The sequence below is a fragment of the Brenneria sp. hezel4-2-4 genome (assembly GCF_013155275.1).
Classification (GTDB): Bacteria; Pseudomonadota; Gammaproteobacteria; order Enterobacterales; family Enterobacteriaceae; genus Brenneria.
Window position 1 is genome coordinate 95,197 of sequence record NZ_JABJXS010000006.1, and the last position, 13,508, is coordinate 108,704.

At 52.1% G+C, this 13,508-nt stretch carries 11 protein-coding genes; 10 read left to right on the plus strand and 1 reads right to left on the minus strand.

What is annotated here, in order from left to right:
* The first annotated feature begins 10 nt into the window (after positions 1-10).
* From thiB to ilvN, 7 genes are all read left to right on the plus strand, one after another.
* Positions 11-997: a thiamine ABC transporter substrate binding subunit gene (gene thiB, locus HOY33_RS13530; RefSeq protein ID WP_172290858.1), complete on the plus strand. Its 987-nt coding sequence runs from the start codon at positions 11-13 to the stop codon at positions 995-997.
* On the plus strand, positions 973-2,583 hold the full coding sequence (thiP, locus tag HOY33_RS13535; protein ID WP_172290744.1) for a thiamine/thiamine pyrophosphate ABC transporter permease ThiP: 1,611 nt from the start codon (positions 973-975) through the stop codon (positions 2,581-2,583). Before thiB ends, thiP begins: the two co-directional genes overlap by 25 nt.
* Positions 2,567-3,214, plus strand: coding sequence for a thiamine ABC transporter ATP-binding protein ThiQ (gene thiQ, locus HOY33_RS13540; protein WP_172290745.1), 648 nt, complete (start codon positions 2,567-2,569; stop codon positions 3,212-3,214). The genes thiP and thiQ overlap by 17 nt, the downstream gene beginning before the upstream one ends.
* A gap of 754 nt (positions 3,215-3,968) precedes the next feature.
* Positions 3,969-6,653, plus strand: coding sequence for a bifunctional acetaldehyde-CoA/alcohol dehydrogenase (gene adhE, locus HOY33_RS13545; RefSeq protein ID WP_172290746.1), 2,685 nt, complete (start codon positions 3,969-3,971; stop codon positions 6,651-6,653).
* A gap of 293 nt (positions 6,654-6,946) precedes the next feature.
* The gene (gene ivbL / locus HOY33_RS13550; RefSeq protein ID WP_172290747.1) at positions 6,947-7,048 is read left to right on the plus strand and encodes an ilvB operon leader peptide IvbL; all 102 of its coding nucleotides are present in this window, start codon (positions 6,947-6,949) and stop codon (positions 7,046-7,048) included.
* A 116-nt stretch (positions 7,049-7,164) separates the two neighbouring features.
* Positions 7,165-8,829, plus strand: a complete 1,665-nt coding sequence (ilvB, locus tag HOY33_RS13555) for an acetolactate synthase large subunit (protein WP_172290748.1) — start codon at positions 7,165-7,167, stop codon at positions 8,827-8,829.
* A gap of 4 nt (positions 8,830-8,833) precedes the next feature.
* A complete protein-coding gene (gene ilvN, locus HOY33_RS13560) occupies positions 8,834-9,127 on the plus strand; it encodes an acetolactate synthase small subunit (protein WP_172290749.1) in 294 nt (97 codons plus the stop codon).
* A gap of 127 nt (positions 9,128-9,254) precedes the next feature.
* Here ilvN and HOY33_RS13565 read toward each other — a convergent pair whose 3' ends face one another.
* On the minus strand, positions 9,255-11,384 hold the full coding sequence (locus HOY33_RS13565; protein ID WP_216660511.1) for a LamG-like jellyroll fold domain-containing protein: 2,130 nt from the start codon (positions 11,382-11,384) through the stop codon (positions 9,255-9,257).
* A gap of 581 nt (positions 11,385-11,965) precedes the next feature.
* On the opposite strand from HOY33_RS13565, the gene HOY33_RS13570 reads away from it, so the two are divergent.
* The 3 genes from HOY33_RS13570 to HOY33_RS13580 are packed head-to-tail and all read left to right on the plus strand — an operon-like array spanning position 11,966 to position 13,468.
* Positions 11,966-12,445, plus strand: a complete 480-nt coding sequence (locus HOY33_RS13570) for an Hcp family type VI secretion system effector (protein ID WP_172290751.1) — start codon at positions 11,966-11,968, stop codon at positions 12,443-12,445.
* An 11-nt stretch (positions 12,446-12,456) separates the two neighbouring features.
* Positions 12,457-13,161 (plus strand): hypothetical protein, encoded by a 705-nt coding sequence (locus HOY33_RS13575; protein WP_172290752.1) that lies wholly within the window; start codon positions 12,457-12,459, stop codon positions 13,159-13,161.
* 1 nt (position 13,162) lies between these two features.
* Positions 13,163-13,468 (plus strand): DUF2645 family protein, encoded by a 306-nt coding sequence (locus tag HOY33_RS13580; protein WP_172290753.1) that lies wholly within the window; start codon positions 13,163-13,165, stop codon positions 13,466-13,468.
* Positions 13,469-13,508 lie beyond the last annotated feature (40 nt).

Here is a 13,508-nt window from a genome sequence, read left to right on the forward strand (position 1 = left end):
TTCAGCCGCCATGCTGAAAAAAATCCTGCCTTGCCTGCTATTGGTGTCAATACCGGCGTTCGCCAAACCGGCACTTACGATCTATACCTACGACTCTTTCGCCTCTGAATGGGGACCCGGCCCGGTGATCAAAACCGCTTTTGAGAAAGAGTGTGAATGCGAACTGAACTTTGTGGCGCTGGAAGATGGCGCGTCATTGCTGAACCGCCTGCGTATGGAAGGGAAAAACAGCAAAGCGGATATCATTCTGGGGCTGGATAATAACCTGTTGCAGGCGGCGGAACAGACCGGGCTATTTACCCAACATCATATCGACACCACCGCGGCGGTAAATGTCCCCGGCGGCTGGAGCAATACGACGTTTGTTCCCTATGACTACGGCTATTTCGCATTTGTTTACAACCGGGAAAAGCTGAAGAATCCCCCCAAAAGCCTGCACGAACTGATCGACAGCACTGAGCCGTGGAAAGTGATCTATCAGGATCCGCGCACCAGTACTCCGGGCCTGGGTCTGCTGCTGTGGATGCAGCAAGTATACGGCGAGCAGGCGCCCCAGGCGTGGCAGAAACTGGCGAAAAAAACCGTTACCGTCACGAAAGGCTGGAGTGAAGCCTATGGTTTGTTCCTGAAAGGCGAGGCCGATTTGGTGCTGAGCTACACCACCTCGCCGGCCTATCACCTCATTGAAGAGAAAAACGACCACTACGCCGCCGCAAACTTCAGCGAAGGGCATTACCTGCAAGTTGAGGTCGCCGGGCAACTTGCCGCCAGCAAAAACCCGGAACTGGCAAAACGTTTTATGCAGTTTATCCTGACCCCGACGTTCCAGCAGGCAATCCCCACCACCAACTGGATGTATCCGGTGATCAAGACCGATCTGCCGGCGGGCTTCGCCGCCCTTGCCGTACCGGAGAAAGCATTGCAATACAGCGCGCAACAGGTTGCAGAACAGCGGAATAACTGGATCCAGGCATGGCAACGCGCAGTCAGCCGCTGACTGCCGGAAGTCTGTGGCCAGGATTGCTGGCCACCGCGCTGTTAATTTCGGTGGCCGCGCTGGCTTTCGGCGCGCTGTGGCTACAGGCGCCGGAGAACCAGTGGCAAGCCTTATGGCATGACAGCTACCTGTGGCATGTCATCCGTTTTACGTTTTGGCAGGCGTTTTTGTCCGCCCTGCTGTCTACCTTGCCGGCGATCTTCCTCGCCCGAGCTCTTTATCGCCGCCGTTTCCCCGGCCATCGCTGGCTATTGCGGCTATGTGCCATGACGCTGGTATTACCGGTGCTGGTGGCGGTTTTCGGCCTGCTGAGCGTGTATGGGAGACAGGGCTGGCTGGCCGCATTACTGGGTTTTCTCGGCCTTCCCTATCCCTTTTCTCCCTACGGCTTGCAGGGCATATTGCTGGCGCATATTTTTTTCAACCTGCCGCTGGCGACCCGCCTGCTGCTACAGTCGCTGGAAGGCATTGCGACGGAACAGCGCCAGTTGGCCGCCCAGTTGGGCATGAACGACTGGCAGTCTTTTCGGATTGTCGAATGGCCCTGGCTGCGCCGACAAATTCCGCCGACGGCGGCCCTGATTTTTATGCTGTGCTTTGCCAGCTTCGCCACCGTTCTATCCCTCGGCGGCGGCCCGCAGGCCACCACCATCGAGCTGGCGATTTATCAGGCCTTAAGCTTTGATTACGATCCGTCGCGCGCCGCGCTGCTGGCGCTGATCCAGATGATTTGCTGCCTGGGGCTGGTTCTGTTGAGCCAGCGGCTGGGACGTATCTTGCCGGTGGGCAGCACCCGGCAGTTGGCGTGGCGTAATCCGCAGGACAGCCTGTTCAGCCGGGTATGCGACAGCCTACTGATTGGCGCGGCGCTGTTATTGATCGTGCCGCCGCTGCTGGCCGTGGTCATAGACGGCGTCAACCGCTCGCTGTTCACCGTATTGCAGCAGCCCACGCTATGGAAAACGCTGTTCACTTCGTTACGTATTGCGTTGGCCGCCGGCGTTATCTGCATCATCCTGACCATGATGCTGTTATGGAGCAGCCGGGAACTGAAGTTGCGCCAGAAGCCGCTATACGGTCAGTTGATGAATCTGAGCGGCATGCTGATCCTCGCCATGCCCGGTATCGTGCTGGCAACCGGTTTTTTCCTGTTGCTCAACAATACCGTGGGATTACCTGAATCTCCTTATGGACTGGTGGTGATGACCAACGCGCTGATGGCGATCCCCTATGCGATCAAGGTACTGGAGAACCCAATGATTGATATCGCGGAACGGTATAATCAACTCTGCCTGTCGCTGGATATCCGGGGTTGGCGGCGGTTGAAAATTATTGAGTTACCCGCGTTGAAACAGCCATTGGCTCAGGCGTTGGCATTTGCCAGCGTGCTTTCTATCGGTGATTTTGGCGTGATTGCCTTGTTCGGCAATGAGCAGTTCCGCACCTTGCCTTTTTATCTTTATCAGCAGATTGGCGCCTATCGCAGCGCCGATGGCGCCGTTACCGCACTGTTACTGATGTTGCTGTGCTTCACCCTGTTCACTCTGATTGAAAAACTGGCGGATCGTGATGATCTTTCTCGATAAACTGACCTACCTCTACCAGCAGATGCCGATGTGCTTCGACCTCAACGCCCAGCCCGGCGAACGCATTGCCATCCTTGGCCCCAGCGGAGCGGGAAAAAGCACGCTGCTGAACCTGATCGCCGGTTTTTTGCCGGCCGACAGTGGGAAATTGCGGCTGAACGGAGAAGATCATCGCCACACGTCGCCGTCAAAACGTCCGGTTTCCATTCTGTTTCAGGAAAATAATCTGTTTCCGCACCTGAGCATTGAGAAAAATATTGCGCTGGGGCTAAACCCCGGCCTGCGCCTTAATGCCGAACAGCGTGAAACGTTGAGACTGATTGCCGCACAGGTTGGATTAACCGAACTGCTCAGCCGCCTGCCGTCGCAGGTTTCAGGCGGCCAGCGCCAGCGTGCGGCGCTGGCCCGCTGCCTGGTTCGCCACCAGCCCATCCTGCTGCTGGACGAACCGTTCTCCGCGCTCGATCCCGCGTTACGACTGGAAATGCTGCAACTTGTGGAAAAAGTCTGCGATGAACGTCGGATCACGCTGCTGATGGTGTCGCATAATCTGGATGATGCGGAATACATCGCCAACAGGGTCATTACCGTGAACGACGGGCGTATTAGCGACAACCGCGCGCTCAGCTAATCCGTCCGGACATGACGATACCGCCGTCGGCCACGGTATTCAAATAGGGAAAACGCTGGGAAGATGATAGAAGACACGCTATTTTTTGACGTGGCCTAATGCGCCTTTACACCATATTGTGATCTAGCTGGTTATTCTGAGAAAAACTTTAAATTGGCGTATGAAATGCGACAAAAAATAAAATATGCTGCTGAACAAGAAATATAACGCAGCGTAACCATTTTCACATATTAAATAATCATGGAACTACCGTCTTTATTGGCAGTAAATAATATCTTTTTTTGATTAATTATTCCGTTAAATTTTCGTAAAAAGATGTCTTGCGCCCTTCTTATTTTGGCCTTGTTTTTATTACTCACGTTATACCAACAGATTTCAATATGCCGGAAGGCGACAGCCGAAAGAAAATCCGTAAGATCCGCCAAGCGGCATAACAACAAACGGAACACCCATAAAAATTAATTAAAATCAACAATATAAAAAAATAAGCCAATTAGCATTGATGATGGAAATGTCTTAGCCCGTCCTATCTGACGCCCTTATAAATTAACTCAAATAAAAATAATAAGCTGGCTATTATCCATATCGTCATTTTGGTACGAAACATATTTATTCTCGGCGTCTGTTTTTAAGTCCATGTCGCAGAGGTGGCAGCAAAGACTCAGGCAATCATACGTAGTATGTCGTTATCTGATTCTTGTTGCCTTATTTAGGGGAAGTTCCTGGCAAATATATTGCTTAATTGGAGACTACCATGGCCGTTACACAAAATGATTATCTTGATTCTTTGGTTTCCCGGGTGAAAAAAGCCCAACGTATCTACGCTGACTATACGCAGGAACAGGTGGATAAAATATTCCACGCTGCTGCGCTTGCCGCTGCCGCCGTTCGCATTCCGCTGGCGAAAATGGCGGTGGAAGAATCGGGCATGGGCGTTGTGGAAGATAAAGTGATCAAGAACCACTTCGCGTCCGAATACATCTATAACGCCTATAAAAACGAGATTACCTGCGGCATCCTGTCGCAGGACGACGCCTACGGCACCATTACCATCGCCGCCCCCGTCGGTCTTATCTGCGGCATCGTTCCCACCACCAACCCAACTTCCACCGCCATTTTCAAAGCGCTTATCAGCCTGAAAACGCGTAATGGCATTATCTTCTCGCCGCATCCGCGCGCGAAAAACGCCACCAACAAGGCGCTCGACATCGTCCTACAGGCGGCGATTAACGCCGGAGCCCCGCCGGATATCATTAGTTGGATCGCCGAGCCGACCATCGAGCTGACAAACCAGTTAATGCATCATCCGGACATTAACCTGATCCTGGCCACCGGCGGGCCGGGGATGGTGAAGGCGGCCTACAGCTCCGGAAAACCGGCCATCGGCGTCGGCCCCGGAAATACGCCGGTGGTGGTGGACGAAAGCGCCGATGCCAAACGGTTCGTCGCCTCCATTCTGATGTCGAAAATCTTTGATAACGGCGTGATCTGTTCGTCCGAACAGTCTGCCGTCGTGGTCAAGGATATTTATGACCAGGTACGCGCGGAGTTTCTCGCTCAGGGCGGCTATATCCTGCAAGGTGCGGAACTGGCGGCCGTAGGCGGCATCCTCAGAAAAAATGGCGGGTTAAATGCCGCCATCGTCGGGCAGTCGGCGGTGAAAATTGCCGAAATGGCCGGGATTAGCGTTCCGCCTGATACCAAGGTGCTGATCGGTGAAGTGTCCAAAGTCGATGAATCCGAACCTTTCGCTCACGAGAAACTCTCCCCCACGTTGGCGCTGTATCGGGCGCAGAATTTCAACGAAGCGGTCGACATCGCTGAAAAACTGCTCAACCTGGAGGGGATCGGCCATACCTGTTGCCTGTATACCGATCAGGATAACCACGCTGACCGTGTCATTTACTTTGGTGAAAGGATGAAAACCTCGCGGGTGCTGATTAATTCACCGACCTCCTACGGCGGCATCGGCGATCTGTACAACTTCAACCTGGTGCCTTCTCTGACGCTGGGCTGCGGCTCCTGGGGAGGCAACTCTGTCTCGGAAAACGTGGGGCCTAAGCATCTTCTCAATATAAAAACCGTAGCCAAGAGAGCGGAAAATATGTTGTGGCATAAACTTCCCAAATCCATCTATTTCCGGCGCGGTTCGCTGCCTGTCGCACTGGCGGAAGTCGTCCGCGATGGTGCGAAACGCGTATTTATCGTCACCGATCGTTTCCTGTTCAATAACGGTTATGCCGATCGGGTGATATCGCGCCTGAAACAACAGGGTGTCGCCACCGAAGTATTCTTCGAGGTCGAGGCCGATCCGACACTGAGCATCGTGCGTAAAGGAACTGAGCAGGTTAACGCCTTCAATCCGGATGTAATCATCGCGCTCGGCGGCGGCTCCCCAATGGATGCGGCCAAACTGATGTGGGTTATGTATGAGCACCCGGAAACCCGCTTCGAGGATCTGGCGCTGCGCTTTATGGATATCCGCAAACGCATTCACTCGTTCCCGAAAATGGGGGTGAAAGCGCGTATGATCTGCATCGCCACCACTTCCGGCACCGGTTCTGAGGTAACGCCGTTCGCCGTCGTCACCGATGATGCCACCGGGGTGAAATATCCGCTGGCGGACTATGCGTTAACGCCGGATATGGCGATCGTGGATGCCGACCTGGTCATGAATATGCCGAAATCACTGTGCGCATTCGGCGGTCTGGATGCGGTCACCCACGCGACGGAAGCCTATGTGTCGGTGCTGGCTAACGAATTCAGCGACGGGCAGGCGTTACAGGCGCTGAAGCTGCTGCACGGTTATCTGGTCGTCAGCTATCAGGAAGGGGCGAAAAACCCGATTGCACGCGAACGAGTGCACAGCGCGGCGACCATCGCCGGCATCGCCTTCGCCAACGCCTTTCTGGGCGTCTGCCATTCCATGGCGCATAAGCTGGGTTCCGAATTCCATATTCCACACGGGCTGGCCAATGCCATGCTGATCTGCAATGTCATTCGCTATAACGCGACCGACAAACCGACCAAACAGGCGACATTCAGCCAATACGGTTTTCCGCAGGCGCGCAAACGCTACGCAGAGATTGCCGATCATCTTGCGCTCAGCGCCTCTGGCGACGACGTGGGGCAGAAAATTGACAAACTGCTGGCCTGGCTGGAGGAAACCAAGGCGGCTCTGGATGTCCCGGCCAGCATTCGCGACTTCGGCGTGCCGGAAGCGGATTTTCTGGCCAAGGTGGATAAACTGTCCGAAGACGCGTTCGACGACCAGTGTACCGGCGCCAACCCGCGTTATCCGTTAATCTCTGAGCTTAAGCAGATTCTGCTTGATACTTACTATGGTCGTTCCTATAGCGATACGCCCATCAAAGCAGATCGATCAGCCACGGCGCCGAAAGCGGCCGGTAACGGCAAAAAGGGGAAAGCGAAAGGCTGACAACGCATCCGCACACGCCAGTGGAAGCCATGCTGAACACCGCATGACGCCCACTGGCGAGAAGTACGGCGGGACGAGAAGGTTGTTCATGCCGTCTCTCCCTGCTGGCTAATGTCAACCACTCAAGCTGGCGGGGCGTTCGTTCGGTTCTCCCTTATCCGACATCGGCGGCCGAGAGTCGCCAAGTGTGATCCAACGCGAATTTTAGGGTTTTATTCGTTGCGGGTATTGTGTCCTTTTCACCACCTGTGATTATATGGATAAGTGATTTAACCGTTAATAACAGGATCCCCGTGACGCACTATTCTTCCACTTCAGCACTACTAAGCACCGCGCATGTTGACGCGGTCGTCGTCGTGCGCGTGGTGGTGGTCGTCGTCGGCAGCGCGCCGTAACGGGTTCCGAATCAAGTCTAAAGATTCCCAAACCCCGCCGGCGCCAGCCGAGCGGGGTTTCTTGTCTCTACCCTCCCCGCTCTGATACCGCACCGGCCCTGATGAAGGATATAAATATGCGTTATACAGGCGCTCAGCTGATCGTTCGGCTGCTCGAACAACAGGGCATCACGACCATCGCAGGTATTCCGGGTGGCGCGGCTCTGCCGTTATATGATGCACTCGGTCAAAGTAAAACCCTACGCCATGTGCTGGCGCGTCACGAACAGGGTGCGGGGTTTATGGCCCAAGGCATGGCGCGGGCAAGCGGACGCGCCGCCGTTTGCCTGGCATCCAGCGGTCCCGGCGCGACCAATCTGGTCACCGCCATCGCCGATGCCAAACTCGACTCTATCCCGCTGGTGTGCATTACCGGACAGGTGCCTTCCGGCATGATCGGCACCGACGCCTTTCAGGAGGTGGACACCTACGGTATTTCCATTCCCATCACCAAACATAACTATCTGGTGCGTGATGTCAGAGACTTGCCGCGCGTGATCCCGGAAGCATTTCGCATTGCGCAGTCCGGCCGTCCCGGCCCGGTCTGGATCGATATTCCCAAAGACGTACAAACGGCTGAAATCGAGTTGGATGAATTGCCGGGGATAACCCTGAACGATATTCCTCCGGCTATCGATCGGCAGAAAATTGAGCAGGCCGCTGCCATGATCAATACCGCCCAACGCCCGATACTCTATCTGGGAGGGGGGATTATCAGCGCATCCGCGCATCAACAGGCCATCCAACTGGCGGAACGCGCCGGCTTGCCGACCACCATGACGCTGATGGCATTAGGGGCGATGCCCGTCGATCATCCACTGTCGCTGGGCATGTTAGGGATGCACGCCGCACGCTCAACCAATCTGATTTTACAGCAGGCGGATTTGTTAATCGTGCTGGGCGCCCGTTTCGATGACCGGGCGATCGGTAAAGCGGAGCAGTTCTGCCCGGACGCCAGCATCATTCATATCGACATCGATGCGGCGGAACTAGGGAAAATCAGGCAGCCTCATGTCGCCTTACATGCCGACGTAGCGCAGGCGCTGGATCAATTACTGCCGTTGATCGAGCCCCGGCAGCGTGAGACGTGGCATTCGGCGATTGGTCAGTTGCAACGTGAATTCCCATTCAGCATGCCGGGCGCGGACGATCCGTTAAGCCACTACGGATTGGTACAGGCCACGGCGCAGGCGCTGACGGACGAGGCGATTATTACCACTGACGTCGGTCAACATCAGATGTGGGTCGCCCAGTCTTATCCGCTGCGCAGACCGCGACAGTGGCTGACCTCCGGCGGGCTGGGCACCATGGGGTTTGGTTTACCCGCGGCGATCGGCGCGGCGCTGGCCGAACCGGAACGCACCGTGGTGTGTTTTTCCGGCGACGGCAGCCTGATGATGAACATTCAGGAAATGGCGACCGCCGCAGAAGAAGGGCTGAATATAAAAATCATCTTGATGAATAATCAGTCACTCGGTTTGGTTCATCAGCAACAGGATCTGTTCTTTAAACAGCATATCTTTGCGGCGGATTATCGCTACCGCACCAACTTTCTGGCGATCGCCGCGGGTTTCGGGTTTTCCACCTGCGATCTGAACGCGGCGGAAGATCCCCTGGCCGCATTGGCCGACGCGCTGAATCGCCCGGGACCGGCGTTGATTCATGCGCTGATTGACGTGAATGAAAAAGTTTATCCGATGGTGCCGCCGGGCGCTGCCAACATCGATATGATTGGAGATTAATGCCATGCTAAATCAATCAACCTCAACGCAGGTGACGCTGGAGCTATCGGTACGCAATCACCCTGGCGTGATGTCTCACGTATGCGGATTATTTGCCCGCCGGGCATTTAATGTCGAAGGGATCTTATGTATGCCGCTGGCCGGGGGCGACGAAAGCCGCATCTGGCTGCTGGTGCAAGACGATCAGCGCCTGCAACAGATGATAAGCCAGGTGGAAAAACTGGAAGATGTAATACAGGTGCGCCGCCACGGCGAGGAAATGCGCATCTTTGATCAGGTGGCGGAATTTTATCGCTGATGAGCGAACCGCAGGCGTCGTGGTTAAATGACCGCCTGCGGCGCTCACGCATAATCGGAAAAGCCTCTAAAACCAGCCGTCACAAGGTGTTAAGACCCTGTAACCAGGCGGCTTTGTGAATAGAAGCTTACCCCCTTCCCTCACTCAACGCGGTAATCTCGTCAGGGTTAAGCGCGCCATGCCAAATCTTAAAATAGTCATAACGCCCCGCGGTATAAGGATCAGCCTCATATTGCGAGCGCCCGAGGTAGGTGTTATTTTCCGGCCCCAGATGATAGGGCGCCAACGTAAACTCATCATTGCGGCCCACCGCCACGCCGTCCAGATATAATGTGCACACCTTGCCGGACAGCGTAACGGCGATATGCACCCACCGCCCTACCGGCATTGCCACATTCGACGCCACCCGCTGAGTATCGTAGCTATGCACCGTAGAGATGCCGAATTCCGGCCTGCCATCTCCGCCTTCCAACGTTAACATCATCCAACGGCGAGGGCCGGAGCCGGCGTCGAACACTCTCGCCCATTTGCTTTGCCTATCAGCGTAAAATCGCGTTTCAATTGTAAAGTCGGCGAGCGACGCAAGCAGCCCTTCCGGAAGATTGATGTAACCGCCAGCCCCATCGAGCACAACGGCGCTGCCGCTCATGCCGCTTCCCCAACTGGCGCCGCCAACCAGTTCGCCATTGCCCTGATTTGCGATGCGGTTCGACGCAACCCGCCCGGAAGCTTCATCAAAATCGAGCTGGAAGATCGTCTTTGCCTTTATACCGACGCCGACCGCCTGCGAAGGCGCGTTTTCCACGCCATCAACGACTGCGGTTACCTTATAAAAGTATTCGGAAGCGCCGGCAATATCCGTATCTTCATAGGTCAGCGGATCGGTAATATCGGCGGCAATCGTCACGTAGTCGCCATTAACCGCGGTGGATCGCTTAACCTGATAGCGTTCCGCATCAATGACGCCCCACCACGATAAAACCACGCTATCACCGCGCAGGTATGCCGTCAGACCGGAAGGCGAAAGGGAAGGCGCCTGCTGTTCGCGTGAAAATAGCAACGTGCCGAAACCGAGCTGATCGCCATTGCGATTGTTGGTTTCCGGGTACATCAGTGCCGCCTGCTTACGAACATATGGCGCGGCGATACCCTTGCGCATCGCATAGTGATGATAAACACACTCCCAGGTCGGCCGTGCGTTGCCCTGTCCGGCGGGAGAAATCCCTACCGCCAATCCATGCCGATTTCTATAGTCGAGCCACGGCAACGTATAAAACTCGCCGCTCCCTGCTTTCAGGTTAGATTTGGCGACATATTCAGCCCCAGCCAGAAAACGGTTGTTGTCATAGCCGTACATATCATCGCCCTGATTCCAGGCCATTTCGCAGAATGCGGCGGCAAGACTGATACCCAGCGTACAGTGCCCCTGATCGCGCCCGCTCTCCTGCCACTGCCCAAGATAACCGGGGTGGACGTGATAAACCGCCTGAAGCGCCGCGCCATTACCTTGCCCGTATTTATAATAATTCACCGCCTCTGCATAGATATCCGGCCGATCGCACAACACGCCGGTCGCCAGAATGCAGGCAATGGCGCACTGATCCCAATTTGCCCAGTAGTTGGTTATTTCAGCGTCATTATGTTCGCGCAAAAAACGTGACGAAAGCGGGTAGAACACCGTAAGCATCATTTCTTGAAAGCGCGCTAAATCGCTGGACGACCAGCCCTGATAGGTGCGCATAATCTCGCCGACATTGGCGAACTGATAGCCGTAGATACCCGCCGCAAGATAGCGATCGGCGTTGCCGGTGAGGGTTTTCAGCGTGGATGACCAAGCATTGAGGTAAGCCACCGCCTGATCCCCATAGCGTGCGTCCTGAGAGATTTTCCAGCGTACCGCCAGTTGATAGGCCCGTTGTATATCGCCATGCAGTTGAGCGTAGTTATTGCCAGTTCCGCCGCGAACCACCGTTTCCACCGGCCTCGGCGCGCGATCGGGCTGAGAATATCCGTCCGACAGTAAAGCGTTCCATCCATCCAGCCAGGGTTGTGCGGAAACCGCGATTTTCTTTCTGATAAGCGCAAAGTCATCTTCCGTGTGCAACAAACCAGGGTGAACAAACGTCCTTTCGGCTGCCGCAACTTCCGTGCCGGCGACCGCCAGGGCAAGGCTTCCTGTAGATATAAGCCGTCCGTACAGCGTCCCCATCAATGCGGCGGAAATACCGCCTTTTAAGAGCTGTCGCCGACGAGGCATATTGACGGTTTCTTCTGACCGAGACACATCCTGATCGCTGATAGGCGGTAGGTAATCCTTTGATACCATGATAGTTTTCTCCATTAATCCGGACGCTGGCATTTAGGCCCCGTCGCTTGATTATCCTTGAAATCCCAGGGATTCGTTTCGAACCGCTTTCCTGTCTTCCGACATCCCGTGAGTACAGCATCTCCTTTTTACCCGATTATAGTAAACATGATTTTATCACCCCTGCAACACCTGCCACACCTGCCACAGCAGGTGGCGGAGTTTTATCGCTGAGATAAATTGAGAAAATGAGAACTACGGTATCATTTCAGCGGTAGATCGGAATGGTAGACGCGCCTCTGTCTCTTTTAATTTTGGGAAAGTATTTTCGGAGAGTTTATCCTTGGTCGTTATTCCAATGATTTTCAATTAAATTAATTATTAACATGCTAATAATATAATTAGCACTCGTTGACAATAATATTTTCATAATGTGATAATCCGTGTTATCTATTTATAGGCTTACACTCAGAAAACCGCAAAGAAACACTAGCAACATCTTAGCGTTTATCATAACAAGAATGGATATCTACATGGCAAATTTAATTTATGTAACGATAGAAGGTAAAAAGCAAGGATTGATATCATCTGGATGCTCTACATTTGATTCAATAGGAAACAAATATCAGGCCATTCATAAAGATGAAATATTTATCTTATCATTTGAACATGATATGAACAGATCGATGAATATAACACACATGCCAGTATCATTCATTAAACTTATTGATAAATCCTCTCCCTTATTAGGTACAGCCATAACAGATAATGAAGAGCTTTTTCTTGAGTTTAAATTTTATAGAACATCAGATAAAGGTGGAAACGAACTTTATTACTCGATAAAGATACGAAAAGCTTTTATTGTAAAGCTAAGTGTTGTATATCCTCACGCAATAAATCACTCCGATAATCAACCAGAAGAACTAGTAAGTGTAAAATATTCGAGCATAGAATGGACTCATCATATCTCAAGAACATCTGGATATAGTTTATGGGGTGAAAGTGTTTTTTAAGGAAATAAAAAATGCGAAACCAATTTTGTGACGTTGATGCCTTGGGTTTTCCTAAATTTACAGGATTTGATTTCATCAGATACCATTTACCAGAAAGTTCTACTTATGTAACGGGAAAATCTTATTTATGGGCATATAAATCGGCTTATTTAGCCTATAATAAAGATAAGATAATAAGGTATGCACACGAAGAAAAAATACCGGTGCTATTATTGGCTGGCGTAGCGATAGCCGAAGTTGGCGGGGTGCCTGAAAGATTCAAAGCATATGGAGTTTTACAATTCAGGCAGATGATTAATGATACGATTAATGGTAATAATAAATCTTCTAATTCTACATCTGTTGGTTCTCTCGCGATCCAGCTACGAGCAGCAGCAGAAACTATAGGGCTGCCGCCTTCCTCTTTAACATCAAGGCAACAATTACAACTTTCAAATTGTTTACTTTCTGACGATTTTAATATAAGAGTAGTTGCCAAACATCTCCGGGAACTCATTTTATTTGATAATCCAGAAATAGATGACACCCGACAATTAAATGATGAACAAATTATTTTAGCTGGCTCCAGATACAATAGGGGAACGCAGAGAGAGAAGAAAGATTTTTTGAAGTCGATATCATCGCCGGTTGGTTCACCAGAACGAGAGTATAGTGCTTATGGCAGACGAATTCTTGAGAAGAAAGAGTCTATATATAAAATTTTAAGAATGAACTAACATGTTAAGATATAGATGGATTTTATTTTTTACGTTTTGCTGCGTTGCAATATATTTACTTTCCTCTTTTGAAGAGGATATTTATATTGATGGCAAAGAGATATTAAATTCCTGCATGGCTTTCAGGGCGTTTGTTGTTGATGACACTAGAGATATTACTGGAACGATTTCATTCGCTTTTTTTGTTTTTCCTTTTCTACTGTTAAGTTTCAGGAAAAAATTTAGAGATATCAGTATAAATATACTGACCTTTTTTTTATTGCTGTTCTGGGCATGGCGTTTTTTTATAAGACTCCATCTCTGCTGATTACCATTAACAACACACGGTGATTTTCCGCTAATATGTC

Excerpts from the sequence above, each read along its gene's own strand:
- thiB (WP_172290858.1), top strand. The coding sequence starts at position 11 with ATGCTGAAAAAAATCCTGCCTTGCCTGCTATTGGTGTCAATACCGGCG.
- thiP (WP_172290744.1), top strand. The coding sequence starts at position 973 with ATGGCAACGCGCAGTCAGCCGCTGACTGCCGGAAGTCTGTGGCCAGGA.
- thiQ (WP_172290745.1), top strand. The coding sequence starts at position 2,567 with ATGATCTTTCTCGATAAACTGACCTACCTCTACCAGCAGATGCCGATG.
- adhE (WP_172290746.1), top strand. The coding sequence starts at position 3,969 with ATGGCCGTTACACAAAATGATTATCTTGATTCTTTGGTTTCCCGGGTG.
- ilvB (WP_172290748.1), top strand. The coding sequence starts at position 7,165 with ATGCGTTATACAGGCGCTCAGCTGATCGTTCGGCTGCTCGAACAACAG.
- ilvN (WP_172290749.1), top strand. The coding sequence starts at position 8,834 with ATGCTAAATCAATCAACCTCAACGCAGGTGACGCTGGAGCTATCGGTA.
- HOY33_RS13565 (WP_216660511.1), bottom strand. The coding sequence starts at position 11,384 with ATGCCTCGTCGGCGACAGCTCTTAAAAGGCGGTATTTCCGCCGCATTG.
- HOY33_RS13570 (WP_172290751.1), top strand. The coding sequence starts at position 11,966 with ATGGCAAATTTAATTTATGTAACGATAGAAGGTAAAAAGCAAGGATTG.
- HOY33_RS13575 (WP_172290752.1), top strand. The coding sequence starts at position 12,457 with ATGCGAAACCAATTTTGTGACGTTGATGCCTTGGGTTTTCCTAAATTT.
- HOY33_RS13580 (WP_172290753.1), top strand. The coding sequence starts at position 13,163 with ATGTTAAGATATAGATGGATTTTATTTTTTACGTTTTGCTGCGTTGCA.